Genomic DNA, 25,657 nt, shown 5'->3' on the forward strand with positions numbered 1-25,657 from the left:
TAGGTCTCAAGGAGAGAGCCGCAGATGAGCAAAGAGAGTTCCGTCGCCCCTACCGAGCGCGTCAACATCGTCTACAAGCCCGCCACCGGCAATGCGCAGGAGCAGGTGGAGCTGCCCCTGAAGGTCCTGATGATGGGGGACTTCACGGGCCAGGCGGATGACAGGCCTCTGGAGCAGCGCGCGCCCATCAACGTGGACAAGGGCAACTTCAACGAGGTGATGGCCCAGCAGAACCTCAAGGTCACCCTCACCGCCGCGGACAAGCTGTCCAGCGACGCGGGCGCGACCATGAATGTCTCGCTCCAATTCAAGAACCTGTCGGACTTCACGCCCGAGAGCGTCGTCAATCAGGTGCCCGAGCTCAAGAAGCTCCTGGAGCTGCGCAGCGCGCTCAACGCGCTCAAGGGGCCCCTGGGCAACCTTCCCGCGTTCCGCAAGAAGCTTCAGGCACTCCTGGCCGACGAAGAGGGCCGCAAGGCGCTCATCAAGGAACTGGGGCTCGAGGAAAAGTCCAAGTAACCGTTTACGGGGAACAGAGACACCATGCCTACCGAGACCCTGACCCAGAAGTCGCCGGTTGCCGGCGCCGATGCCTCGCTGTCCCTGCTCGACGAAATCCTCTCCGAGGCGAAGCTCAAGCCCAAGGACGAGGGTTACGACGTCGCCAAGCGCGGCGTGCAAGCCTTCATCACGGAGATGCTCGCGCCCAACCGCTCCGAGGAGCGTGTGGACAAGGCGCTCGTCGACGCGATGATCGCCGAAATCGACAAGCGCCTGTCGTCGCAGGTGAATGAAATCCTCCACGCCTCCGAGTTCCAGAAGCTGGAGTCGTCCTGGCGTTCGCTGAAGTTCCTGGTGGACCGCGTGGACTTCCGCGAGAACACCCGCGTGGAGATGCTCAACGTCTCCAAGGAAGACTTGCAGAAGGACTTCGAGGACGCGCCCGAGGTCGTGAAGAGCGGTCTGTACAAGCTCGTGTACTCCAACGAGTACGGCGTCTTCGGTGGCAAGCCCTACGGCATCATCTCCGCCAACTACGACTTCGGCGTGGGCCCGCAGGACATGGAGCTTCTGCGCAAGTGCGCGTCGGTGGCCGCCATGGCCCACGCGCCGTTCATCGCCAACACCGCGCCGGAGACCTTCGGTGAGCCTACCTTCCTGAAGCTGCCGGACCTCAAGGACCTCAAGTCCCTGTTCGAGGGTCCGCAGTACGCGCGCTGGCACTCGTTCCGCGAGAGCGAGGACGCGCGCTATGTGGGCCTGGCCCTGCCGCGCTTCCTGCTGCGTCTGCCTTATGGCGAGAAGACGGTGCCGGTGAAGGCTTTCAACTTCACCGAGGACGTCGTCGGCAGCCACGAGAAGTACCTGTGGGGCCATGCCTCCGTCGCGCTGACGTCGCGCGTGGCGGACTCCTTCGCCAAGTTCCGCTGGAGCCCGAACATCATCGGTCCCCAGTCCGGCGGCGCGGTGGAGAACCTGCCCCTGCACCAGTACGAGGCCATGGGGGAAATCCAGACCAAGATTCCCACCGAGGTCATGCTCACCGAGCGGCGCGAGTACGAGCTGTCCGAGGAAGGCTTCATCGGCCTGGTGTTCCGCAAGGACTCCGACAACGCGGCGTTCTTCAGCGCCAACTCCACCCAGAAGCCCAAGTTCTTCGGCAACACCCCGGAGGGCAAGGCCGCGGAGACGAACTACCGTCTGGGTACGCAGCTGCCATACATGTTCATCATGACGCGCCTCGCGCACTACATCAAAGTGCTGCAGCGCGAACAGATTGGCAGCTGGAAGGAGAAGGCCGACCTGGAGCGTGAGCTGAATCACTGGCTCAGCCAGTACATCTCCGACATGGACGACCCGGCGCCCGCCGTGCGCTCGCGCCGCCCGCTGAAGGCCGCGCGCGTCGTCGTCGAGGACGTGGAAGGTCAGCCCGGCTGGTACCGCTGCAGCCTGCAGGTGCGCCCCCACTTCAAGTACATGGGTGCGTCGTTCACCCTGTCCTTGGTGGGTAAGTTGGACAAGGAGTGATGGACCCGCTTCACCGTGTGTCGTTGAGATCAGCTATTCTGTGGGCTCCACTCCCAGGCTCGAAATGAGCCTGGGCCACCCGCGCGCCTTCGCGCGCACAGCAAAGAGGTTGGTTCCATGGCTGAATCAGTTTTCGTGTACCTGAAGGCAAACGGGCAGGATATCGCGGGTGAGAGCACCCAGACGAGCCTCGGCCGCGAGGGCGCCATCGAGGCCATCTATTACGAGCAGAAGGTGTTCACCGCTCGTGAGGCGGGCTCGGGCCTGGCCGTGGGTCGCCGTCAGTACGAGGGCATCACCATCCGCAAGCGCATCGACAAGGCCTCGCCGCTGCTGATGAAGGCGCTGTGCGAGAACACCGTCATCGAGGCGACGTTCAAGTTCTTCCGCCCGAACCCCTCTGGCGACGGGACGACCGAGCAGTTCTACACGACGTCCATCAAGAAGGCGCGCATCAACAGCATCAAGCAGTTCGTGCCGGATGCGTTCGTGCCGACCAGCTCCAACAGCCCTCCGCTCGAGGAGCTGAACATCGTCTTCCACACCATCAACTGGACGTACAGCAACGGCGGCCAGACGCACGAGGACACCTGGGACACCCAGCGCTGATGCGTGCTCCTCCACCGGTCGTCCGTGGCGCAGTCGACACGGGCGGCCGGGGGTGGCCTCAATAAAAGACACGCATGGGCTCCCGAGGTTTGTTGTCACGTATCGCCGAAGGCAATGGCGCGCTCGCCCCACCCGGCGACGTGGTGGAGTCCATCGCGGAGCACCTTCGCGCGTTGCTCAACACGCGCAAGGGTGAGTCCGTGGCCTCACCGGCCTTCGGCATCCTGGACTTGAACGACATCGTCCACACGTACCCATCGGCGGTGCCGCGAATGGCGCAGTCCATCCGCACGGCCATCCAGGACTTCGAGCCGAGACTGAAGAGCGTGGTGGTGAACCACTCGCCGGACCCGGATGATCCGACGGCGCTGCGGTTCGACATCACCGCGCAGCTGGCGACGCGCAACCGAAAAGGCACGGTGCGCTTCCACACGCAGATGAACCCGGGCGGGCGCGTGGACCTGTGGTGAACCGCGGGGTGTTGGGCGGAGGGCGAGGATGTTCAGCAAGTACTACCTGAGCGAGCTGACGTACCTGCGGGAGATGGGGCGGGCCTTCGGGCTGGCCAACCCGTCGCTGGCGGGCCTGCTGGTGGAGCGCGGCGCGGACCCGGACGTGGAGCGGCTGCTGGAGGGCTTCGCCTTCCTGACGGCGCGCATCCGCGAGCGCGTGGACGACGACGTGCCGGAGCTGGTGCATGGGCTGACGGAGCTCTTGCTGCCGCACTACCTGCGCCCCCTGCCCGCCGCGTCCATCGTCGAGTTCTCCCCGCACCTGCGCGCGCTGCGCGGCCGCTCGAAGCTGGCCGCCGGGGCGGAGGTCGCCTCGCAGCCCATCGACGGCACCCGCTGCGTCTTCCGCACCACGACGGACGTGGACCTGCTGCCGGTGCAGCTCACCGACGCGATGCTGGACCGCTCGTCGATTACCTCCCCCGTGCTGCGGCTGTCGTTCCAGACGACGGAGCAGGGCCGCGCCGAGGTCTTCCGCCAGCAGGGCCTGCGCCTGTTCATCCACGGAGAGCTGTCCGCCTCCGCCGTGGTGCTGCTGTGCCTCTTGCGCTACTGCGGACAGGTGCGGGTGCGCGGCGCGTCCTCACAGGGCGACGGAATCAAGCTGCCCGCGGGCTCCCTCCAGGCGGTGGGCTTCCAGCGCGACTTCCGCCTGCTGCCGTGGCCGCGCGCGAGCGAGGGCTACCGGCTGTTGCAGGAGTACCTGACGCTGCCGGAGAAGTTCCTGTTCTTCGACGTGAAGAACCTGGACGCGGCGGCGATGAGCGTCCGTGAGGACCGGTTCGAAATCGCCTTCCACCTGGAGCGGCCACCGCCCCTGGACGCGCGCATCCACCGGGAGATGTTCCGGCTGCACTGCGCTCCGGTGGTCAACCTCTTCAGCGCCCCGGCCAACCCCGTCCTCCACCACGCGCTGGACCGCGAACACCTGCTGCGCGCCGCGGACCTGCCACCCAACCACGCGGAGGTGTACTCCGTGGATTCGGTGACGGGCCTCCAGTCGGGCCGCAACGAGCGGCGCGGCTACCGGCCCTTCTTCGAGTTCAGCCATACGGCGGGCGGCGACGCGGAGCAGTCCTTCTACCGGCTGCGGCGCATGCACTCGCCGTTGGATGAAGGCATCGACATGTACATCACCCTGGAGACCCCGCGCGACGTGGCGCCGGTGCTCGGGGCCGAGGAGGCGCTCTCCATCGACCTGACGTGCACCAACCGCACGTTGCCGTCGCGCCTCCAAGTGGGTGACTTGACGGAGTCCACGTCCGCCAGCCCCACCCAGGCGAAGTTCAAGAACATCTCCCCGGTGAGCCGGCCCGCGCGCGCGCCGCTGGGCGCGGAGCTGCACTGGCGGCTGTTGTCCCATCTGGCCATCAACCAGCACTCGCTCGCGGACGCGGCGGCGCTGCGGCGGCTGATGGACCTGTACAACTTCCACTCGCTCACCGACAACCTGGCCGCGCGCGCCAGCCGCCTGCGCATCAACGCCATCCGCGCGGTGGAGACCAAACCCGTCACGCGCTTCCTGGAGGGCGCGCCGCTGCGAGGCCACCGCACCCGGGTGGACCTGGACGAGGAGAACTTCATGGGCGTGGGGGACTCGTTCCTCTTCGGCTGCGTGCTGGAGGAACTGCTCGCGTCCCACGTCACCATCAACTCCTTCAACGAGCTGAGCATCCGCCTCCACCCCTCGCAGACGGAGTACATGTGGCTTCCGAGGAACGGCTCTCAGACGCTCTTGTAGAAGAGGCCCGGAAGCTGGCCGAGGCGGCGCCCCGGGTGGGCTTCTTCCCGCTGGTGGCCTACCTGGAGCGGCTGACCAAGGACGCGGTGCGCGTGGGCGGGCCCGGGCCCGTCAACGAGGAGATGATCCGCTTCCGGCATGACCCATCGCTCGGGTTCCCTTCCGGCGACGTCAGCGAGGTGACGCTGCGCTACGTGCCGGTGCGGCCGGAGGACCCGTCCTCACGCCGCCCCTTGTTCGAGGTGGTGACGCGCTTTCTGGGACTGACGGGCGCGGTGAGCCCCCTGCCCCACTACATCGCCGAGGAAGTCGCGCAGGAGGACCCGGACGCGCCCGTGCGACGCGAGTTCCTGGACCTGTTCCACCACCGGCTCCTGTCCCTGCTGTATCGAATCGAGTCGAAGTACCGCATCACCAGCGAGACGGACACGTCCTTCACGGACCAGTGGTCCCGGCGGCTGCTCGCCCTGGGCGGCTTCGACACGTACGAGCAGCCCCGCAAGGGAGGCCTGCCGACCTGGCGCCTCCTGCGCATCGCCCCGCTGCTCGCCAGCCGCTCCCGCACGGCGGAGCAGTTGGAGGTGGCGCTCCAGGACGTGCTGAACGAGGACCTGGAGGGCGCGAAGGTGTCGGTGCGGCAGTTCGTGGGCCGCTGGGTGGACATCGACGCGCGGGTGCAGTTGGGGCGGGCCAACCATCAGCTCGGCCGCAACATGCTGCTGGGGGGCAAGGCGTTCGACCGGACGGGGAAGATTCAGCTGCACATCAGCCCGCTGCCGCCGCGCGCCTACAAGCGGCTGATGCCGGATGGAGACCTGCTACCGCTGGTGCGGGAGGTGGTGTCGCTCTTCGTCCGGGACCCGCTGGAGTATGATCTGGAGCTGGGTCTCACCGAAGGGGTGCGTCAGCAGTTCCGGCTGTCTCGCAAGGAGCCGAGCCAGCTCGGCCGCGACACCTGGCTGGGCTCCAGCCAGCAGACACACCTGAGTGTTCCCGTCGTGAGATGAGACGCTCCGGGATGGGCGGCCCCGGGGTGCGGGGATTTACGGCGTAACAGCCGCCCGGTATACCGTCGACCACCGTTGTCACAGCTTGGGGGCTCCCATTCGCGTCGATCCGAAAGCGCTTGTCCGTCGCCTGACGCCCACCTCCACCCGCCTGTTGGAAGCGGCGGTTGCTCGCGCGAGCGCGGGACGGTTCTACGAAATCGTCCCCGAGCACATGCTGGCGCAGATGCTGGAGCCCGAGGACTCGGACGTGGCGCGCCTGCTCCACCACTTCGGGGTGGACAAGCGGCACCTGGCCACCAGCATGGAGCGCGCCCTGCAGGGCCTGCGCGCCGGCAACGCGGGGCGGCCCGTCTTCTCCGAGACGCTCTTCCAGTGGTTCGAGGAGGCGTGGCTCCTGGCCTCGGTGGAGCACGGCGCGACGCGGCTGCGCTCGGGGCACCTGTTCGTCCAGTTCATCACCCGCCGCTCGCGCTACACCGCGGAAATCTTCCCCGAGCTGGACGCCATCTCCCGCGACGAGCTGCTGGGCTCGCTGGACGTGCTGCTGCAGCCCTCGCCGGAGAACGTGGAGGTCACCACGGAGGACGGCGCGGCGAGCGGCTCGGGTGGCGGCGCGGCGGGTGCGCCAGGAGGCCGGGGTGACGAGGCGCTCAAGCGCTTCGCGACGTCCTTCACCGGGCGGGTGCGCGAGGGGAAGATCGACCCCATCTTCGGCCGCCACCGCGAAATCCGGCAGATGGTCGACATCCTCTCCCGCCGCCGGAAGAACAACCCCATCCTGGTGGGCGAGCCGGGCGTGGGCAAGACGGCGCTCGTGGAGGGCATGGCCTGGGCGATTGTGCGGGGCGAGGTGCCGGAGGCGCTGCGCAACGTGGACCTGCTTGGCCTGGACCTGGGCCTGCTCCAGGCTGGCGCGGGTGTGCGCGGCGAGTTCGAGAACCGGCTCAAGGCCGTCATCGCCGAGGTGAAGGCGTCCCCCACGCCCATCATCCTCTTCATCGACGAGGCGCACACCATCATCGGCGCGGGTGGCTCGCAGGGCGGCAGCGACGCGGCCAACCTGCTCAAGCCCGCGCTGGCGCGAGGCGAGTTGCGCACCATCGCCGCGACGACGTGGGCCGAGTACAAGAAGTACTTCGAGAAGGACGCGGCGCTGGAGCGGCGCTTCCAGCCGGTGAAGGTGGACGAGCCCAGCGAGGCGGACGCGGAGCTGATGCTGCGCGGCCTGCGCCCCACGTATGAGGCGTCCCACGGCGTCACCATCCGCGACGAGGCCGTCACCGCGGCCGTGCGACTGTCCAGCCGGTACATCTCCGGCCGGCAGCTCCCGGACAAGGCGGTGGACCTGCTCGACACGTCGGCTGCCCGCGTGAAGATCGAGCTATCCACGCGGCCCGAGGAGCTGGTGGCGCTGGAGCAGGAGATCTCCGGCCTGGAGCGCGAGCGCGACGCGCTCAAGCGGGACTTGGCCGACGGTGAAGGTGGGGAGGACGCGCAGGAGGCACTGGCCGAAGCGGAGGCGAAGCTGCGCGCCACCCAGGACTCGCGGGCCTCGCTGCACGCGCGTTGGGAGACGGAGCGCGCGGCCGTCGTCGCGCTGATGAACGCTCGCAAGGCGCTGCGAGAGCCTGCCCCGGGTGCCGAGCCCGCGGCGCTCAAGGAAGCGGTGGACGCGGCGGCGAAGTCGCTCGCGGCGGCGCGCGGCGAGTTCCCGCTGGTGCACTCGGACGTGGACGCGGACATCGTCGCGCGCGTCGTCGCGGGTTGGACGGGCGTGCCGGTGGGGAAGATGCGCGGTGACATGTTGGAGGCCGTGCTGAACCTGGAGGACCGGCTGCGCACCCGCGTGCGTGGACAAGAAGCGGCGCTCAAGAAGGTGGGCGAAATCATCCGCATCTCCCAGGCGGGCATCCGCAACCCGGACGCGCCGATTGGCGTGATGCTCTTCGTGGGGCCCAGCGGCGTGGGCAAGACGGAGACGGCGCTGGCGCTGGCCGAGTCGCTCTACGGCGGCGAGCGCTTCATGACGACGCTCAACATGAGCGAGTTCCAGGAGAAGCACACGGTGAGCCGGCTCATCGGCTCGCCGCCGGGCTACGTGGGCTACGGCGAGGGCGGCCTGCTCACGGAAGCGGTGCGGCAGCGGCCCTACTCCGTCGTGCTGCTGGACGAGTGCGAGAAGGCCGACCTGGAGGTGATGAACCTCTTCTACCAGGTGTTCGACAAGGGGATGCTGACGGACGGAGAGGGCCGCGCGGTGGACTTCAAGAACACCGTCATCATCCTCACCAGCAACCTGGGCTCGGACCGGGTGATGAAGATGTTCGAGGACGGGCTGGAGCCCTCGTCGGAGCAGGTGCTCACGGCCATCCGCCCCACGCTGAGCCAGCACTTCAAGCCCGCGCTGCTGGCGCGCATGACGGTGGTGCCCTTCGGTCCGGTGCAGCGCGACGTCATGCGGCAGATCGCCGAGATGAAGCTGAACAAGCTGGTGGGCCGGCTGCGCGAGGCCCACGACGTGGAGACGACGCTGGCGCCGGAGCTGCTGGACGAGCTGGCGCGCCGGTGCACGGAGTCGGAGATGGGAGCGCGCAACATGGAGCAGATCCTCCAGGGCTCGCTGATGCCCGTGCTCTCCCGCGAATTGTTGCAGCACCTGGTGGGCGGCGCGGTGCCCCCCAAGCTGCACGTGGCCCTCACCGCGGAAGGCGACTGGGACCTCCGGTTCGCCGAGGCCTGAGAACCCATGAAACGAACGCTTCAGGTCTGCGGTGTCGCGCTGTCCCTTCTGGCCGGCTGCGCCAGCGTGCCCAAGCCGGCGATGTGCTTCGCCGAGGCGGGCCCCAACGCACGCTCGTTCCCCACGCCGGACACCTGGTTCGCCCTGCTTCTGCACGGCTATGACAAGGACGCCGGCACGGCTCCGCACCCCGCGGTGGACTGCGCGGGCGCGCCCGTGTGGTGGCAGGACCCGACCGCCGACGAGTGCGTGGAGGCCGGCCCCGACGCCCTGCCCCTTCCGCCGTCGCAGAAGCTCACCGAAGAGGACCTGGTGCTGGAGACACTCCAGGCCGGCCAGCGGCTGGCGTGGGTGATTACGCGGCGCTTCACCAACGGCGAGGCCCTGGGGCCGGTGGCGCTGGTGGAGACGACGGAGCTGGGCTTCCGCGTGGAGGCGCTGGGCTCGCTGCGCTCCATGCCGAAGAACGCGAAGCTGCGGCTGGAGCGCGTGGGTGGCACGGATGTCCTCGTCGCGGAGGGCGACGCCTGCACCACGGACGGCACGGACGTGTGCCGCCGGCACGCGCGCATCATGCCGCTGCGGCGCAACCGCTTCTTCACGGAGTCGGTGTCCAACCCGGAGCGCACATGTCTGGGCGCGGCGTGGTTCCCGCTGTCGCGCGAGCTGACCTTCAAGCTGCCCAACAACCTCACCCGCAAGTTCGAGCTGACGTCATCGCTGTCCTTCAGCGAGGCGGGCATCGGCGTGCAGGAGCAGGTGCAGGTGAGCGACTCGGACCCGGCGCAGCCGGACGTGGGGCCGCGCATCTACCGCCGGGCCCAGGACACCCGGACGCTGGTGCTCGCGGACAACGCGCTGGTGAGCACCAAGGCGTCGCTGTGGTCTCGCATGGTGGAGCAGCAGGTGCGCATCGGCGCGAAGATCGAGCCGGAGAAGCCGCTGGTGCCCATGCCGCCGAAGAACAAGCCGGCGACGGCGGAAGCCGCGCCCGCGACGACGCCCCCCGGGGACGCGAGCAAGCCCGTGGCTCCGCCCGCGAAGACGCCTCCGGCCGCGGCGAAGAGCGGCGGCCCGTAAAGAGCGAACAGCGCGTCGCGCGTCCTCATTCCGCCCCGGAACCCTTCGTTTTTTCGAGGGTCCTCCGGGGCTTTTCCTATTGGCGCCGAAACTCCCGGGCCTGCAGATAGGAGATAGGCCCATGGTGGGCCAGAAGGAGCCGAGGATGCGAATCGAAATCCGAGCCCGACACTTCACCCTCACCGACACCCTGCGTCACCACGTGGAGCGCCGCGCGCGCTTCGCGATGGGGAGACTGTCCGACAGGGTCCGTGAGGTCATGGTGCGCTTGGAGGACATCAACGGCCCACGCGGCGGCGTGGACAAGGTGGCCAAGGTGACGGTCCAGCTCGAACAGGGCGGGCAGCTCGCGGCGGAGGCCGTGGACGCGAGCTTCGCCGGGGCGGTGGACCGGGCCCTGGAGCGCGCGGGCCACGCGGTGGGCAAGTCCCTGGGACGCACCCACCGGAGCGATGGGGAGAGCGTGAGGACCGCGCCCTGGGAACCCGAGGAGCTGCCAAGTCCCTCCTGACGTGAGCTGAGCCGCGTCAGGGTCCTTCCACCCGGAGGGGCCCTGACGGTGGCAGGATGATTCGGTGCCGCGTGAGCCCTGGCGCTCGCGCGGCACGGTGTGTGTGGAGGTCTTGGATGCAAAGCAGGTCCGGAGCACTGGCCAACGTGCGTGCCGCCTGGGCGCGAGCGCGTCAGCGCTGGTGGGTGCGGTGGGGCGTGGACCTGGTGTTGCTCGCGCTCGTCTTCGTGGCGGTGGCCGCCTGGCAGACGCGACACCTTCCAGGCTCGGGCGCTCCAGCGCCGGACTTCACGCTGCGCACGCTCGAAGGCGAGACGGTGTCGCTTCAGTCGCTGCGCGGCAAACCCGTGGTGCTCGCCTTCTGGGCGCCCTGGTGCGGCGTGTGCGGCGCGGAGTCCTCCAACCTCTCGCAACTGCGGCGGCTCGCGGGAGACTCGGCGCACGTGGTGTCCGTGGCGCTGGCGTACGAAGACGAAGAGGCCGTGCGACGCTTCACCCGAGAGCACGCGGTGGACTACCCGGTACTGCTCGGCGACGACTCGCTTCAGCAGGCATGGCGGGTGAACATGTTCCCCACGGTGTTCTTCCTCTCGCCCGAAGGGCGCATCGAGCGCTCCGTGGTGGGCTACACCACCCTGGCGGGGCTGTCCTGGCGGTGGATGCTGTAGCCCTGTCGAGCCCGGCGAGACATTTCGCGTGAGGCATCGACGTATCAGCCAATAAACAACCGGCACCGTGGGGCCTTTGTCGGCCTCGTCAACATTGGCCTATGAGCGCCAGTGTCCCCGACCCCCGGTGCCTCGTCATGAAGACTCGTTTCACCGAACGCTTCGAGCTGAAGTATCCCATCGTCTGCGCGCCCATGGCCCTGGTGGCCGGCGGGCTCCTGGCGGGAGCCGTCAGTCGTGCCGGTGCGATGGGCCTGATTGGCGGGGGCTACGGCGACGCCGATTGGATTGCCAGGGAACATGCCCTCGCCGGTGACGCTGTCGTGGGCGGCGGCCTCATCACCTGGTCGCTCGACAAGAATCCCCAGGTCCTCGATGCGGCGCTCTCCCACAAGCCGCGCGCCTTCATGCTGTCTTTTGGAGATCCCCGTCCCTACGCCGCGAAAATCAAGGCGTCGGGTGCGGCGCTGATTTGCCAGATTCAGCGACTCGCCCAGTTGGACCTCGCCCTGGAGGCGGGTGCGGACATCATCGTCGCGCAGAGCAGCGAGGCGGGCGGCCATGGCATGACCAACCGGGCCACCATCACCCTGGTCCCCGAGGTCGCCGACATCCTCGCCGCGCGCTCACCGGACACGCTCCTGCTCGCGGCCGGAGGCATCGCCGATGGGCGGGGGCTGGCGGCGGCGCTCGCGCTGGGCGCGGACGGCGCGCTGGTGGGCTCCCGGCTGTGGGCCAGCCGCGAGTCGCTGGGGAACAGCGCCTCCAAGGAGATGGCCGTTCGTTTGACAGGAGACCAGACGGACCGCTCCATCGTGTTCGATATCCTACGCGGGTTGCACTGGCCACCGGATTACACTTTCCGCGCCCTCCAGAACACGATGACGGAGCGCTGGTCCGGTCGCGAGGAGGAGCTGCTGGCCGTCGTTGACGAGGAGCGCGCGAAGTTCCAGGCCGCGCTGGCCGCGGGCGATTACAGCATCGCACACACCCCCGTCGGACAGGCCGCGGGCTTGATTCGAGACATTCCCACCGCGGCGCAGATACTTGAGCAGATGGACAGACAGGCCGGTGACGTACTTCTGCGGCTGAGTCTACGGACCTAGCTTCCGCGCGCGCATGAACGGGACTCGTGACGAGGACCGGGCGCGCTCGGAGGCTTCATGAATCGCGCGGCGAAGTGGGCGATCGGTCTGGGTCTTGCGGGGGGCGCGGCCCTCGCGTTGGCGGTTCGACGGGACCGCCCCGCGGGCGAAATCGAGGCACGACGCGCACGCAAGCCGTCGAAGTTCATCGACGTCGACGGCCTGCGGACGCACTACCGGGACCAGGGCACCGGCCCGGTCCTCGTGCTGCTCCACGGTTCCAACGCATCGCTGCACACCTGGGAAGGCTGGATGGACGCGCTGACGCGCGAGTACCGGGTCATCACCATGGACCTGCCGGGGCAGGGCCTCACCGGGCCGGACCCCCAGAATCGCTACAGTCCGCTGGAGGAGGTCGCCTGGCTGGACGCCTTCGTGTCGGCCCTGGGGCTCAAGCGCTTCACGCTGGGCGGAAACTCCATGGGGGGCGGCCTCGCCTGGCGCTACACCGTGGTCCATCCGGAGAAGGTGGAGCGGCTCATCCTGGTGGACGCCTTCGGCCTGCGGCGCGACGAGCCGATACCGTTCTCCCTGCGGCTCTACGAGACGCCCGTGCTCAGCCGCGTGGTCCGCTGGACGACCCCGCGCTTCATGGTGAAGCGCACCGTGAAGGGCACGTATGGCGACCCCCGGCGGGTGACACCGGAGACCGTGGACCTCTACGTGGACATGCTCCTGCGCGAGGGCAATCGCGAGGCCACCCGGCAGCGCTTCGCCCAGAAGGACGGGGACCCGTCACTCGAGGCGCGGCTGTCGGAGATAAAGGTCCCCACGCTCATCCTCTGGGGCAGCCGCGACGAGTGGATCCTCCCCAAGTACGCGCGGCAGTTCCAGTCGCGCATCCCCCAGTCCCGTCTGGTGATGATGGAAGGACTGGGGCATGTGCCCATGGAGGAAGACCCCATCCAGACGGTGGCCGTCGTCCGGGACTTCCTCCAGCAGACGTCGCCCCGGCTGGCCCACGAGCCCGCGACACGGCTCCAGCCCGCACAGCAGGGCTAGGGCCGTAAGCGCACTAGCGACCCAGCGGGCCGGCGATGAACCTCGCGACGGCCCGCACCTGCTTGCGGTTGCGCTTGTTGTCGATGGTCCGGGTGAGGTCGAGAGGCACCTTGCTCAAGGTCTTCAAGGAATCGCTCGCCGCCTTGCCGGAGTTCTTCATCAAGTCTCGCAGGGCGCCGTCCTTCTTCTTCTCGGCCGAGGCCTTCTGCTCCCGACGATAGGTCTTCAGCCCGTCGGAGACGGACGCGGACAGGTGCTCCATCGCACGACTCGCGTTGTCGTGCGCCTTGTCCAGGTTCTTCAACCCCTTGCTCGTCTTGCGCTTCTTCTTCTTGCCCTGCGAACGGGTGCGTTCAATCACCACCTCGGTCGCGACCATCTGTCCACCGTTGCCATCCACCCTGACGGCCGTCTCGGTGGTCACTTCCTTGCCTGGAATGCTCATGACTTTCGCTCCTCGAGTCCACTGCGTGGGTTCAGGGCATGAAGGGGGGCACGAACGGCAGCGACAGCCCACCCCGCTTCTTCTTCTTGGCCTGCTTCCGGTAGATGAGGACGACGGGGACCAGCTGCTTGCCAAAGGCCTCTTCGCCCAGCCTGTCCCGGACTTCGTTCAGGGCCTCACCCACCTCGAGCATCAGCGCGCCCCGGCCTCGCTTGAGGGCCTTGAGCTTCTTGTTCCGCTGCTTGCCCATGTCGATGACGACGGGAATGGAGCTGATGCCGTTCGGGGATTCAATTGTCATATCAGTATTCTCCCTTCATGTTGTCCGGGCCCTGCCGCCCACGTGCGGGCCAGTCAGAGCGCGGTGCGTGAGCCCGCTTCTCGGTCCTTATCCGAGAGCCTGAAGCTGATGCCTCGCAGCGTCACCGCCAAGGCAAGTAGCACCGCGCCCAGGAACAGGGGACTGAGCAGCGTCTGGCTCCAGGCCTGGCCAGACAACACCTCCGTGGCGAACGCCTCGCCCGCACCCTGCCCTCGCCGGGTGATTCCCACCACCGCCGCCCCCACGCGAACCGTCAGCGCCCCCAGCAACAGCCAGCTCCCCGCCCGCAGCGCCTGCGACAGGGCGAAAGAGACGGTCCGCTCCGTCACCGCGAACCGATAGGTCGAGGAGTCGAGGAAGCGCTGGACTCGATAGAAGCCGGCCACAGCCGCTTCGTAGAACTGTTCGTAGCGAATGAACGAGCGGTCCTCGGACAGACTGTCCAGTTTCCGGTTCAATCGCTCTCGCATCCGTCGGCCGAGCTGCACCTCGTACCGGCGGTACTCCCGATAATGGTCTATGCGGGGTTCCAACCGGGCCGCCAGGCTGTCGGAGAGCATGGTGGAGCGAATCATCCGCAAGGTGTTGAGGTTCATCGGGACCCTGTACTCCTGGGCCAGCTTGAAGAACCCTATCCAGAGGTTGGCGGAGGTGCGCTCCCACCAGCGCGAGGTGCGACTCTTGTTCGCATAGAGGTCCTGCCAGAAGATGCCCTCCAGCTTGCGGGAGAACTCCTCCACGTCCACCGCGGGCAGGGGTTCGAGCAGCGCGAGCACCGCGGACACCATCCGCCCCACGTCCTCGTTCGCCTGCGCGTCCGCGATTTCGCGCCACACCCGACGCTCCCTCGCCGTGAAGGCGCCGCAGGACCCAAAGTCGATGAGCACCAGCCGGCTGTCCGGTTGCACCATCACGTTCGCCGGGTGCAGGTCCGCGTGGAAGAAGAGCCCCTCCTGGGCGCAGAGGCGGGCAATCTTGAGCAGCCTGCGGGCCACCTTGCGGGGCACGATGCCCAGCGTGGCGAGCGACGACAGCCCCGGCTCATCCTTGCGCTCGGCCGCGGAGATGAGGTCCTTGAGCCAGATGCCGGAGACGAACTCGGTGACCAGCACCTCGTGGTTGGACAGCTCGCCATAAACGCGCGGCGAGCGCACGAAGCGCTGGCCCAGCTTGTCCATCCGGTCCTGGAAGAGCTCCGTGTAGCGGGCCTCCCGGACGAAATCGAGCTCCTCGTAGAGCATGGTGCTCAGCTCGTGGAGCAACTGACGCGAGTAACCGGGAGGAACGAACCACAGCTCCGCGAGCCCGAGAATCCACCCCAGCGCGCGCATGTCCGCGGCGAAGAGCGAGCCGACTCCGGGCCGGCGGACCTTCACCGCCACCTCCTCCCCGCCATGCAACACCGCGCGGTAGACACAGGCGACGGAGCCGGAGCCCACGGGCGCCGCGCTCAACTCGGAGAACACCTCTGCTATCGGCCGCTGGAGGGACCGCTCGACGATTTCGCGCACCTGGGAGAAGGGAATGGGCGGCGCGGCGTCGAGCATCTTCTCCAGCTCCTGCGCCACCGGATACGGGAGCAGGTCCACGCGGATGGCCATCTGCTGGCCCAGCTTGATCCACGTCCCCCCCGCTCGCTCAATCAGGCGCCGCAGGTGCTGGCCTCGCGACTGGATGGAGTCTCGCCTCCGGAGCACGTCCGCGCCGATTCTCACCAGCAACCACAGGGCCCCGAAAATCCAGACGCCCAATTGGAGCAACGTCTTGCCAATGCTGGCGCGGTACTGCTCCGCCTCGCGCTGGTGGGGCGTGGGCGGGGCCTCCCAGGACCGCGCCCGGAGCTGCTGCCCCAACGCCTTGGCCGCCTCGATTCTCGAGTCCTGCGCCTCGTGCTTGCGCCAGCGGTCGACCGCCGAGGACACCCGCTGCTCGCGCGCCATGGGGACGCGCGCCGGTGAGGAGGGGGCCGCCTCCTTCACCGGCCGCGCCAGCTCCACCTTCTCTGGGACGGCGCGGAGCGAGCTCACTGGGCGGCGCCGCGCAGTTGATGGACGATGGTCTCCAGGCTCGCCGGGGAGTGGAAGGTCTCCGCGGTGAGGAGCGCGTCCGGGAAGGAAATCTCGAACGCTCCCTCGAGCGCGAGCATCAGGTTGATGGCGTTCATCGAGTCCAGCCCCATCTCGTTGCAGGGGCGCGCCATCTCCACCGGTTCGTCGGGCGCCACGCGGGGAAGGAACTCGCGAAGCACCTCGATGAGCCTGGTCCTGACCTCGTCCGTATTCATCGTGTCTCCTCCGACGAAAGCGACCCCTGGATGGGCAAGCGCGTGTGGGGCTCGTGTCCCCAGCGCAGCCGGTGCACCGCGATGACCTCCCCGTCCCGGTGGACCAGCTCCAACGGCGGCGGTCGGCTCAGGAACCCCGTGAGGCTCGCGGTCGCCCCATAGGCTCCGACGTTGGGGATGAACACCCTGTCTCCCACCCGGAGCGGCGGCAGCTTGAGATTGCGCGCGAAGCAATCCAGCGGCGTACACAGCGGCCCCACCACATTGACCTCCTCCAGCACTCCGGGCTCCACCTCCCCGCCCGCCCGCGCGACGCCGATGCCGACCAGCGGCACCCGCCCCAGCCCCGACATGCCGCCCAGGTGGTGGATGCCACTGTCGAGGACGACGTACTGCTTGCCCTTCGAGCGCTTCACGTCCATCACCGTCGACCAGAGCGTGCCCGAGGAGCCGCAGAGGCGACGCCCCGACTCGAACCACAGCGAAGCGGACGCGGTCCTCCGTCGCTCCGCGGCCAGTTGCGCGAGCGGCCCCTGCAGGGATGCCAGCTCCGGTCCGACACCGGGCGTGGCGAAGGGCCAGGGGAATCCGCCCCCCAGGTCCATCACCTGGAAGGGGAGCTCGAACGCACTGGAGAGCGACTCCCCCACCTCCAGCGCCACCCGCAGCGCGGAGAGCAGCGCGGGAATATCCGCGAGCTGGGTGCCCTGGTAGATGTGCAACCCCATCAGCTCGACGGCACCGAGCGCGGCCACGCGTGCGCGGCCCTCGCGCCACTCCGCCTCGTCGAGACCGAACTGGCTGCTCACGCCACTCATCGCCAGCCGGGCCACGGGAGGCGCATCCGGGTTGACGCGCAGGAGGACTCGCGCCCGAAGCCGAGCGGCTCGCGCGGCCCGGTCGATGCGCTCCAGGTCCGTCCACGACTCGGCGGAGAAGCGCGTCACGCCAGCGCCGAGCGCCCCACGCACCTCGTCGGCGCTCTTGCCCGGGCCGGAGTAGAGCACCCGCTCCGGAGCGAAGCCCGCGGCCACCGCCACCGCCAGCTCTCCAGGCGACGACACCTCCGCATCGCAGCCGAGCCGGCAGAGCGCCTCCGCCATCGCCGGAAGCGGGTTGGCCTTGAGCGAGAACAACACCCGGCTGCCCTCTGGCAGGACGGACATGAGCTCGCGCGTGCGCCGCTCCACGTCCCCCAGGTCGTAGACGTAGAGGGGCGAGCCGTACATCTCCAACCATGCCGCGGCCCGAGCCGCCAGGTGCGGACTCATCGGCGCGCTCATGGCTGTCCTCCCGCCGTCAGCAGACTCGCGAGGGCCGCCCGGTCCAGCTTGCCGTTGGCCGTCCTCGGCAGCTCTGGCACCCAGTGCACCTGGTCCGGAACCTTGTAGGGCTCCAGGCGACTGGCGAGCGCATCGAGCAGCCCGGCCTCGCGCGGCGGCGGCGCGCCTGGGAGGGAGGTGACGAAGAGGTGCAACCGGTCGACCTGCGCCTCTTGCACCACGCCCGCCTCCGCGACACCGGGCAGCCCGCAGGCCACCTCTTCGATTTCGAGCGGGTGCATCCGGAAGCCCCGGCGCTTGAGGAGGAAGTCCCGGCGCCCGACGAACTGGAGGAAGCCCTCCGCGTCCATCCGGAACAGGTCACCGGAGAACAGCACGCGGCCCAGCCCGCGCGGGTGCACGCGATAGCGCAGCGCGGTCTCCTCCGGCGCCCGCCAGTACCCGAGCGCGACGTGGCGCCCCTGGATGACCAGCTCCCCCACTTCGCCTGGCGGAAGCACATGGCCCTGCTCGTCCAGAATCATCGCCTCCGTGCCGGGCAGCGCGCGCCCCACCGAGCCCGGGTGTGCCTCCAACTCCTCGGGCAGGAGGATGGAGACGCGCTTGCACTCGGTCAGTCCATACATGGGGAACACCGAGACTCCCGGCAGTTGACGCCGGAGATGCTCCACGTGGCTGGCCGGCAGATGCGCGCCCGTGTTGGTGAGCGCCCTCAAGCGGAGCGCGCCCGCCCCACTCCGGCCGAGCAGCTTGAGCAACGCGGCGAACAACGTGGGCACGCCGGGAAGCACGGTGACCCGCTGTCGCTCCAGCGTGGTGACCAGCGCCGGCCCGGCCAGCTCCGCGCTCCCGACGAACACGCCCGCCCCCACCTGCGCGGCGAGGAACACCTGATACAGGCCGTAGTCGAACGAGAGCGGCAGGAAAACGCCCACCACGTCCTCGGCGCGGTACTGGAGCCGCTCCTGGATGGCGGCCACCACGAAGAGGATGTTGTCGTGGCTGAGCGTCACGCCGCGCGGCGCTCCCGTGGAGCCGGACGTGTAGATGAGACAGACCGGATCCACGTCCACACCCGAGAAGGGCGGACACTCCGCGGGCTCGCTGTCCAGGATGCGCGACAGCCGCATTCCCGAGGCCGGCTCCGCGCCCTCCCCCACCCAGACGATGGGCACGTCGGCGAAGGCAGGCGCGAGGTGCGCGGTGGACTCGTCCAGGAAGGCCACGGTGGGCGTCACCTGCTCCAGAATCCTCCGCAGGCCCGGCTCGCGAATCGCGCCATGCAGCACCGCGAAGATGCCGCCCAGCCGCGCCGTCGCGAACGCGGCCAGGGCCGCCTCCGCGCGGTTGCGGGTGAGGATGACGGCCCTGTCTCCCCGCCGGAAACCCTGGCGTGAAAGCCAGCCCCCCAGACGCCGGGTGGCCGTGGCGAGCTGGGCATAGGTGAGCGAGGCCCGGTCGTCGGACAAGAACAGCCGGTCCCCATGATGGCGCTCGGCTTCTTCCAGCAAACCGCAGAGGTGATGGGGTGACATGCGTGTCTCTCCCAGACAGGTCAGGACAGCCGGTCGTCGGTGAAGATTTCCTTCTTCACCATGAACCTCGTTGTCTTCGAGAGGATGCGCTCGTTGAAGGCCACGCGCTCGGGATGGGCCAGCAGCTCGTTGCGAAGCTTCAGCGGCTCGGGCAGCCCCACGTCCTTGTAGATGTCCGGGTTGTAGAGCTTCTGCATCGACGTGAGCATGAAGCGCTTGAGCGCGCGCTCCACGTCCCGCAGTCGCTCTACGCCGTGCTTCGCCCGCAGCCCCTGGTGGAGCCGCTCGATGTTCAACCGCCCGTAGCTGATGTGGCGTGTCTCATCCGAGTGGTGCAGCCGGTTGATTTCACGCACGAAGGGCGGCAGACGCATGTCCTTCGCCATGTGGCTGTTGTAGCCGTCGACAATCTCCTCGAACACCAGCACCGTGGCGAAGGCCAGGAACTCCTTGATGTCCGTCTCGGGGAAGGTGTCGTAACGGATGCGGCGGTCCTTGTATATCTTTCCGCCGTACGTCAGGCAGAACCGCGAGAAGTACCACATGTGCTCATTCTCCTCGAGCACCAGGTGGTGGAGGTATTCGGAGGACACCTCGTAGCCGGGGGTGTGGATGCGACTGATCATCTCCGTGAGCAGCTCGCGGATGCCCGTCACGTTCAGGCTGAAGAAGTTGATGCACTCCCACTTGCTGAGCCGCAGGAGCTGCTCCTGCGTCAGCTTCTGGGCCCAGGGCGTGCCATGGACGGAGAGCAGCTCCGGGCTCATCCAGGGCTGGTCCTCGGGGAGGGACTTCTCCCAGACGAGCTCCCGAAAGGGATTGGAGGTGTCCGCGTTGGAGAGGTGAATCAGCCGCTCCAGGGTGCGCGCGAAACCATCCCCGGAAGGCTCCACGGGAAGCGCCCCGGAGGGCGCGTGCTGGGCGAAGTCCTCAATCATGGTGGCCATCCCTTCGTCATAGAAATGGGAGAAGTGGTCCGCGGTCGGCTGGAGCACTGTCTTCGCGCCGACGAGCCGGGAGGCCAGGAGCGCCACCTGGTCCGGGTGCGAGATGGCATCCGCTCCACCTCCGAAGACGAGCACGGGCTGCTTCACGGAGGACGTCCAGGCGTCCTCCCGCTCGCGGAAGAGCGCGCAGACCATGTTCGCGTATCGGAAGAGACTGGACGGCGTGCGGAACGGCACGCTGGTCATGTAGAGCAGGTGGGGGTCCGTGGAGGTGAGGACGCTGGCCACCACCTTCCGGTCCTCGCTGTTCGACGCCTCGGCTCCGGGGCTGCCTCCGAAAATCAGCTTGCAGTAGCGCTCCGCCACCCGGGGGTTGGCGGCAATCTGGGGGAAGAGCTGGCGGAGGTTCTTCTCGAAGGACGTCATCGGGTGGTCCGCGGTCGCCGCCAGCGATACCGTCCCGTTGAGCAGCACGCCGCTCGCGAAGCGCTCGGGGTGCTCGGCCAGCGCGCGCAGCGCCACCTGCGCGCCACTGCTCCAGCCCACCACCGTCTCCACCCGGGAGATTCCCAGCCGGTCGAGCACGGCGACCAGGTCCGCCACATGGACGCTGGAGTCACACTGAGAGGGATTGAAGTCCGGCGTCGGCGTGGGCAGCCAGCGGGTGTTCCACGTCACCACCCGCCAGTTCTGGGCCAGCCGCTGCGCGAGCGGCGCCAGGAACTCCTCGGGCATCGCGTAGGCGTTGCAGAGGACCAGCACCGGGCGCGCGGGGTCCCCCCGGGTGAAGGCACACACCTCCGCCCCATCCGGGGCGCGAACCTGCACGGGGGTGAACACCAGCCCTTCGCGCTCGCGCGCCAGCTCCGCGAGATAGCTCGAAAGGTAGACATCCAGGTCCGCGAGGGAGAGCGGCGGGTGCGGAGGGAGCGCGCGGGCGAACCGCTTCGGGTTCAGGCCGTAGCTTGCGTAGAAGGCGCCGCGCAAATCGAACAGCTGTTCAATCGGGGACGCTTCCGTCTCACGGTGCGTGGTGAAGCTGAGGATGGGCAGCCGGAGCGCATGGGACATCCGGTCCACCATCCCCGTGGCCGGAAGCTCCACGGGCCCCACCAGGTGATGCACCGGCCCGCCCTCGAACCGGGTGGCGCTCAGCCGGAGCATGTCCAGCACCACGTGGTCCACGGGCACCATGTTGACGCCCGCGCCCTCGTGCCCCAGCAGCCGCAGCGGGTCCGTGACTTGCGCCAGCTCCCGGCGCAGCCGGTACAGCTCCCGCACGAAGCCATAGATTCCGAACCGCGTCCCCCCACTGCGTCGGCTCGCGCTGGGGCCGATGATGACCGAGGGACGGACGATGCTGTAGGCGCGACCGGACTCCTCACAGGCACGAGAGACCTCGCGCTCCGCCTGCGCCTTGCTCTCCTCGTAGTAGTTGTTGAAGTCCGCGGCACCGCCCGTGGGTTCCGGATGCAGCGCTTCGGGAATCACTCCGCGCCGGGTGCCCGCCGTGTAGGCGGTGGAGACATAGACAAACCTCTCGGCCCCTACCTTCCGCGCGACCTCCAGGATGTTTCTCGTCCCGATGCAATTGTGTGCATGGATTTTGTCCCGGTGGCGATTCTCATACGCGAGGCTGGCCGCGGAATGCCACACCTCCTCCAGCCGCGCCTCTTCCAGTCGCCCCAGGTCCTCGGGTGAGAGGCCACAGAGCGGGAGGGTGATGTCGCCGACGAGGCAGACGACATTCTTTTCGACGGCCTCCAATGGAACGGGGACGTCATACGAGGCCGCGGCCTCCGCGAGAGATTCCAGGAGTCTCTCGCGCGCATGCTCCGGCGACGTGCCACGAACCAGGACGAAGAGCCGTCCCCCTGCCCTCAGTCGCCAGAGGAGGAAGTGGCTTCCCAGGAACCCCGTGCCCCCGGTGAGGAGAAGCCGGGTGGGACGAAGCTCTCGTCCGTCATACTCCAGGGGATTCGCATATGTCGCACCCATGGGCCGCTCCGCTGGGTAGGGCTGCAAATGCAGCCAACCTTATGCGGGGCATATCGCGACCTGTCAACACGATTACGGATTGTCTCGTATGACATTGATTGCATCGCAAGGCGATTGAACCATACGATTCTCGACAGAGTCCCGGGAGGGGACGACGCCCCCGGGACCCACGCCTCATGTATGCGTTACCAGACGTTCACAGGCAAGGTGCGGTGCGGCAGAACGCCGTTGCCCAGCTGGCCATGGAGGTTGAGGCCCCAGCCCCACAGCGTCCGGTCATCGCGAATGGCCAGCGAGTGCTGGTCGCCCGCCATGACAGACAGCACGCCCGTGAGGCCCGGCACGACCACCGGCAGGTTCCGCGCGGCATTGCTCCCATCGCCGAGCTGCCCCGCGCTGTTGGCGCCCCACGAGCGCACCGTGCCATCCGCCATCAAAGCCAGTACATGTTGGGCTCCCGCCGTCACGGAGGCGACTCGGGTCAACCCGAGCACCTGCGTGGGCACCAGGCGGTTGAGATTGCCGCCATCCCCCAACTGCCCCGCGCTGTTCTGCCCCCACGTCCACACCGTCCCGTCTGACTTCAACGCCACGGAGAAGGAATCCCCGGTGTCGATGGCGAGCACATTCGACAGGCCACCCACAGGCACGGGAGCTTGACGGCTCGTGAGGGTCCCGTCTCCGAGCTGCCCCTGGGTGTTGAAGCCCCAGCTCCAGACGGTTCCGTCTGCCTTGAGCGCGAGGGCGTGATTGCGCCGGGCGGAGATGGCCACGACGCCGGAGAGGTTGGCCACCATCACTGGTGAGTACCGCGTGTTCGTGGCAGTGCCGTCACCGAGCTGGCCCTGCCAGTTCTCGCCCCAGGCCCAGACGGTGCCGTCCGCCCGAAGCGCGAACGAGTGCCAATCACCGGCGGCGACGGCCACCGCGTTGGTCAGCGTCGGCACCCATGCGGGCGACAGGAACACCGGCGCGCTGTTCTGCCCCTGCCCCAGTTGTCCCGACGTGTTGTAGCCCCAGGCCCAGACGATGCCGCCCGCGCGGAGCGCCAATGCATGATTGGGACCGGCATCCAGGCTCAGCACATTCGAAAGGCCGCTGGCGGAGACGGGGGTTCGCCGCACCACCGTGCTGCCATCCCCCAGCACACCGTTCGACGAATTGGTCCCCCAGCTCCACACCGTGCCGTCTCCCCGTACCGCCAGCGAGTAGGACAAGCTCGCGCTGGTGGCTCGCGCCCCGGAGAACAAGGTCTTCGTCGGCGCCAGCGACATGGCGGAGACGCCGTCACCCACCTGCCCCGAGGTGCCCGAGCCCCAGGCCCACAAGGTGTTGTCGTCCCGGGCCGCGAGGAGGTGAGCATCCCCCGCGGCGAGCGACATCACATTCACCAGACCCACGACACGTCCCGCCGCCAGGCGTTGGTTCGTGGTGCCATCCCCCAACTGCCCCGAAGAATTGAAACCCCAGGTCCACACGGTGCCATCCGACTTCAGCGCCGCGGAATAGGAGCTTCCCGCTCGGATGGCGGAGACATCCGTGAGGCCGAGGACCCGCGTGGCCACCAGTCGCTGCGTGGTGGAGCCGTCTCCGAGCTGCCCCGTGTAGTTGTAGCCCCATGCCCAGACGGTGCCATCCATTCGCAAGGCCATGGAGTGGAGGTACTTCGAGGAGAGGGACACCACGCCCGTCAAGCCCGGTACGGCCACGGGAAGAAGCCGCTGGGTCGTCGTGCCATCCCCCAACTGTCCAAACCCGTTGCTACCCCATGCCCACACCGTTCCGTCCCGCTTCAGCGCCAGGGAGTGGGAGTTGCCGCCCACCACCTCCACCATGGCGGTGAGTCCGGGGACCTGGGCGGGCACTCCACGAGAAGTGGTGCCGCCGTCTCCCAACTGCCCTGATTGATTGGAGCCCCAGGACCACACCGTCCCATCCGCTTTCACGACGAGCGCATGGTTGTCGCCCGCCGAGACGCTCACGACATCGTTCAACCCCGCGACCTGCTCGGGGACACTTCGCGCGGTGGTCGTCCCATTCCCAAGCTGACCGCTGGCGTTTTCGCCCCACGTCCAGACGGTGCCATCGGTCTTCAAGGCCAGGGAGAAACCGCGCCCCGCCGCGAGCGCCAGGACGTCCACGCCAAGTCCCACCACCTGCACCGGAGCGGCCCGATGCGTCGTCGAACCGTCACCCAGTTGTCCGAAGTTGTTGGAGCCCCAGGCCCACACCGAGCCGTCTGGATTCATCGCCAACGAGTGATTCGTTCCAGCCGCGGTCTCCACGCGCACGGACATGGCGGCCGCTCGCGTGGGCTCCGTCCTGAGCAGCCGGGTGCCATCCCCCACCTGCCCGTCCGCGTTGTTTCCCCAGGACCAGACCTCGCCCCCGGCCCTCATCGCGACCGAGTGCTGTCCTCCGCCCGCCGCGACGCCCAGCACGCCCGTGGTGACTTGCACGGGCACGGGAGAGGGACGCTGCGTCGTCGTGCCATCGCCCAACTGACCGCGTGCATTGCCGCCCCAGCCCCACACCGTGCCGTCCGACTTCAGCACCAGCGAGTGCTGTCCCCCACCCGCCACCGCCGTCACGTTCGACATCCCCAGCGCCTGCACGGGAGCGGGGCGCCCCGTCGTCGTCCCATCGCCGAGCTGGCCGAAGGCGTTCTGCCCCCAAGCCCACACCGTTCCATCGACCTTCAACGCCATCGAGTGCGAGCCGCCGCCCACGATGGCCACCACCGTCGTCAGGCCCGGCACCTGGCCCGGGACGACTCGCTGCGTGACGCCACCGTCACCGAGTTGCCCATCCGCGTTCGCACCCCACGTCCACGCCGTGCCGTCCGCCTTGAGCGCCAGCGAGTGTGAGTTGCCCGCGCCAATTTCGGACACGCCCAGCAGGCCGGGAACAGCTACGGGAAGAAGCCGCTGCGTGGTGGTGCCGTCACCGAGCTGGCCGGTCGCATTGTTGCCCCAGGCCCACACCGTGCCGTCCGCCTTCAGCGCCAGCGAGTGCGAGAAGCCCGCGACAATCCGCACCACGTCCGTGAGCCCGGGGACGCGCACAGGCGACAGGCGCATCGCGGTGTCACCAAGCCCCAGCTGTCCCCGCTCGTTGTTCCCCCAGGCCCACACCGTGCCGTCCGCCTTCAGCGCCAGCGAGTGCAGGTCTCCCGCGGAGACGATGCTCACCGACGACAGCCCCCAGACCCGCACGGGCGTTCCATGGGTCCGCGTGGTGCCATCTCCCAGTTGTCCGAACGTATTCGCGCCCCAGCTCCACGCCGTTCCATCCGGCCGCAGCACCAGCGAGTGGAGCCGACCCGCCGAGACGGTTTGATTTCTCGGAAGCCCCTCGGCGGCCTTCACCGTCCCTACTTCGGGCGAGGAAGGCTCCCGTGAAACAGGCTCCGTACAGCCCAGGGCCCACGGCCCGCACAACAACAACAGACACGCCCAGGCCGCCGGGCCACGCGACATCTTCTCTTCACGTCTCATCGGTTCCCTCCCCAGCACCGTGCGAACACTCCAGTGAGGCGAGCGCCTCGCACGGAAGTCAAATTATTCAAACTAAGCATGAATAAGTCTGGAAAAGGAAACCCATCCCGGAAACCGAGGCGGGTCTTTCGGAACATCGCCCGGTACTTGGATGAGGGTGCCCGGAACCCGGTACGGCATGGGACCGCGTCCTCTCGCTGGCCCAGGACGCCGCACCCCTGCCCCGCATCAGCCCAACGGGGACCTCTTCACCTGTCTGATACTTTCGTCACACAGTAGCACTTAGGGGTGGAGCCGGAC

At 68.2% G+C, this 25,657-nt stretch carries 20 protein-coding genes; 12 read left to right on the forward strand and 8 right to left on the reverse strand.

From position 1 onward, the window contains the following. The first annotated feature begins 24 nt into the window (after nucleotides 1-24). The 12 genes from tssB to HUA74_RS40030 all read left to right on the forward strand — a co-directional run bounded on the left by tssB (nucleotide 25) and on the right by HUA74_RS40030 (nucleotide 13,046). Entirely contained in the window at nucleotides 25-519 is a 495-nt protein-coding gene (tssB, locus tag HUA74_RS39975) for a type VI secretion system contractile sheath small subunit (protein WP_141647905.1), read from the forward strand. A gap of 24 nt (nucleotides 520-543) precedes the next feature. Next, nucleotides 544-2,028, forward strand: a complete 1,485-nt coding sequence (gene tssC, locus HUA74_RS39980) for a type VI secretion system contractile sheath large subunit (RefSeq protein ID WP_141647906.1) — start codon at nucleotides 544-546, stop codon at nucleotides 2,026-2,028. A gap of 117 nt (nucleotides 2,029-2,145) precedes the next feature. Further along, nucleotides 2,146-2,637, forward strand: coding sequence for a type VI secretion system tube protein TssD (gene tssD, locus HUA74_RS39985; protein ID WP_141647907.1), 492 nt, complete (start codon nucleotides 2,146-2,148; stop codon nucleotides 2,635-2,637). Between the two features lie 74 nt (nucleotides 2,638-2,711). Then, complete coding sequence (gene tssE / locus HUA74_RS39990) at nucleotides 2,712-3,107, forward strand: type VI secretion system baseplate subunit TssE (protein WP_174458796.1); 396 nt, start codon at nucleotides 2,712-2,714, stop codon at nucleotides 3,105-3,107. A gap of 28 nt (nucleotides 3,108-3,135) precedes the next feature. Next, entirely contained in the window at nucleotides 3,136-4,890 is a 1,755-nt protein-coding gene (gene tssF, locus HUA74_RS39995) for a type VI secretion system baseplate subunit TssF (protein ID WP_174458797.1), read from the forward strand. Then, complete coding sequence (tssG, locus tag HUA74_RS40000; protein WP_174458798.1) at nucleotides 4,854-5,897, forward strand: type VI secretion system baseplate subunit TssG; 1,044 nt, start codon at nucleotides 4,854-4,856, stop codon at nucleotides 5,895-5,897. The genes tssF and tssG overlap by 37 nt, the downstream gene beginning before the upstream one ends. 85 nt (nucleotides 5,898-5,982) lie before the next feature. Next, complete coding sequence (gene tssH / locus HUA74_RS40005; RefSeq protein WP_174458799.1) at nucleotides 5,983-8,640, forward strand: type VI secretion system ATPase TssH; 2,658 nt, start codon at nucleotides 5,983-5,985, stop codon at nucleotides 8,638-8,640. 6 nt (nucleotides 8,641-8,646) lie between these two features. After that, complete coding sequence (locus tag HUA74_RS40010; protein ID WP_174458800.1) at nucleotides 8,647-9,720, forward strand: hypothetical protein; 1,074 nt, start codon at nucleotides 8,647-8,649, stop codon at nucleotides 9,718-9,720. A gap of 121 nt (nucleotides 9,721-9,841) precedes the next feature. Then, nucleotides 9,842-10,231, forward strand: coding sequence for an HPF/RaiA family ribosome-associated protein (locus tag HUA74_RS40015; RefSeq protein ID WP_254614770.1), 390 nt, complete (start codon nucleotides 9,842-9,844; stop codon nucleotides 10,229-10,231). Nucleotides 10,232-10,347: 116 nt separating this feature from the next. Beyond that, nucleotides 10,348-10,899 carry a TlpA disulfide reductase family protein gene (locus HUA74_RS40020; RefSeq protein WP_174458801.1) on the forward strand — a complete coding sequence of 184 codons (552 nt, stop codon included), beginning with the start codon at nucleotides 10,348-10,350 and terminating at the stop codon, nucleotides 10,897-10,899. Between the two features lie 137 nt (nucleotides 10,900-11,036). After that, complete coding sequence (locus HUA74_RS40025) at nucleotides 11,037-12,005, forward strand: nitronate monooxygenase family protein (protein ID WP_217441895.1); 969 nt, start codon at nucleotides 11,037-11,039, stop codon at nucleotides 12,003-12,005. Nucleotides 12,006-12,062: 57 nt separating this feature from the next. Next, nucleotides 12,063-13,046, forward strand: a complete 984-nt coding sequence (locus HUA74_RS40030; RefSeq protein WP_141647914.1) for an alpha/beta fold hydrolase — start codon at nucleotides 12,063-12,065, stop codon at nucleotides 13,044-13,046. A gap of 13 nt (nucleotides 13,047-13,059) precedes the next feature. Here HUA74_RS40030 and HUA74_RS40035 read toward each other — a convergent pair whose 3' ends face one another. The 8 genes from HUA74_RS40035 to HUA74_RS40070 all read right to left on the reverse strand — a co-directional run bounded on the left by HUA74_RS40035 (nucleotide 13,060) and on the right by HUA74_RS40070 (nucleotide 25,357). Then, nucleotides 13,060-13,491, reverse strand: a complete 432-nt coding sequence (locus tag HUA74_RS40035; protein WP_141647915.1) for a hypothetical protein — start codon at nucleotides 13,489-13,491, stop codon at nucleotides 13,060-13,062. Nucleotides 13,492-13,522: 31 nt separating this feature from the next. Further along, entirely contained in the window at nucleotides 13,523-13,792 is a 270-nt protein-coding gene (locus tag HUA74_RS40040) for a hypothetical protein (RefSeq protein WP_141647916.1), read from the reverse strand. Nucleotides 13,793-13,845: 53 nt separating this feature from the next. Continuing rightward, nucleotides 13,846-15,840 (reverse strand): AarF/ABC1/UbiB kinase family protein, encoded by a 1,995-nt coding sequence (locus HUA74_RS40045; protein WP_174458803.1) that lies wholly within the window; start codon nucleotides 15,838-15,840, stop codon nucleotides 13,846-13,848. Beyond that, on the reverse strand, nucleotides 15,837-16,097 hold the full coding sequence (locus HUA74_RS40050; RefSeq protein ID WP_121763088.1) for a phosphopantetheine-binding protein: 261 nt from the start codon (nucleotides 16,095-16,097) through the stop codon (nucleotides 15,837-15,839). The genes HUA74_RS40045 and HUA74_RS40050 overlap by 4 nt, the downstream gene beginning before the upstream one ends. Next, nucleotides 16,094-17,380 (reverse strand): type III PLP-dependent enzyme, encoded by a 1,287-nt coding sequence (locus HUA74_RS40055; RefSeq protein ID WP_174458804.1) that lies wholly within the window; start codon nucleotides 17,378-17,380, stop codon nucleotides 16,094-16,096. Before HUA74_RS40055 ends, HUA74_RS40050 begins: the two co-directional genes overlap by 4 nt. After that, on the reverse strand, nucleotides 17,377-18,915 hold the full coding sequence (locus HUA74_RS40060) for a class I adenylate-forming enzyme family protein (protein WP_174458805.1): 1,539 nt from the start codon (nucleotides 18,913-18,915) through the stop codon (nucleotides 17,377-17,379). The genes HUA74_RS40055 and HUA74_RS40060 overlap by 4 nt, the downstream gene beginning before the upstream one ends. A 20-nt stretch (nucleotides 18,916-18,935) precedes the next feature. Then, nucleotides 18,936-21,860, reverse strand: coding sequence for an alpha/beta fold hydrolase (locus tag HUA74_RS40065; protein ID WP_174458806.1), 2,925 nt, complete (start codon nucleotides 21,858-21,860; stop codon nucleotides 18,936-18,938). Between the two features lie 185 nt (nucleotides 21,861-22,045). Next, nucleotides 22,046-25,357, reverse strand: coding sequence for an RCC1 repeat-containing protein (locus HUA74_RS40070; protein WP_174458807.1), 3,312 nt, complete (start codon nucleotides 25,355-25,357; stop codon nucleotides 22,046-22,048). Between the last annotated feature and the right edge of the window lie 300 nt (nucleotides 25,358-25,657).

Source organism: Myxococcus sp. CA051A (assembly GCF_013336705.1).
GTDB lineage: Bacteria > Myxococcota > Myxococcia > Myxococcales > Myxococcaceae > Myxococcus > Myxococcus llanfairpwllgwyngyllgogerychwyrndrobwllllantysiliogogogochensis.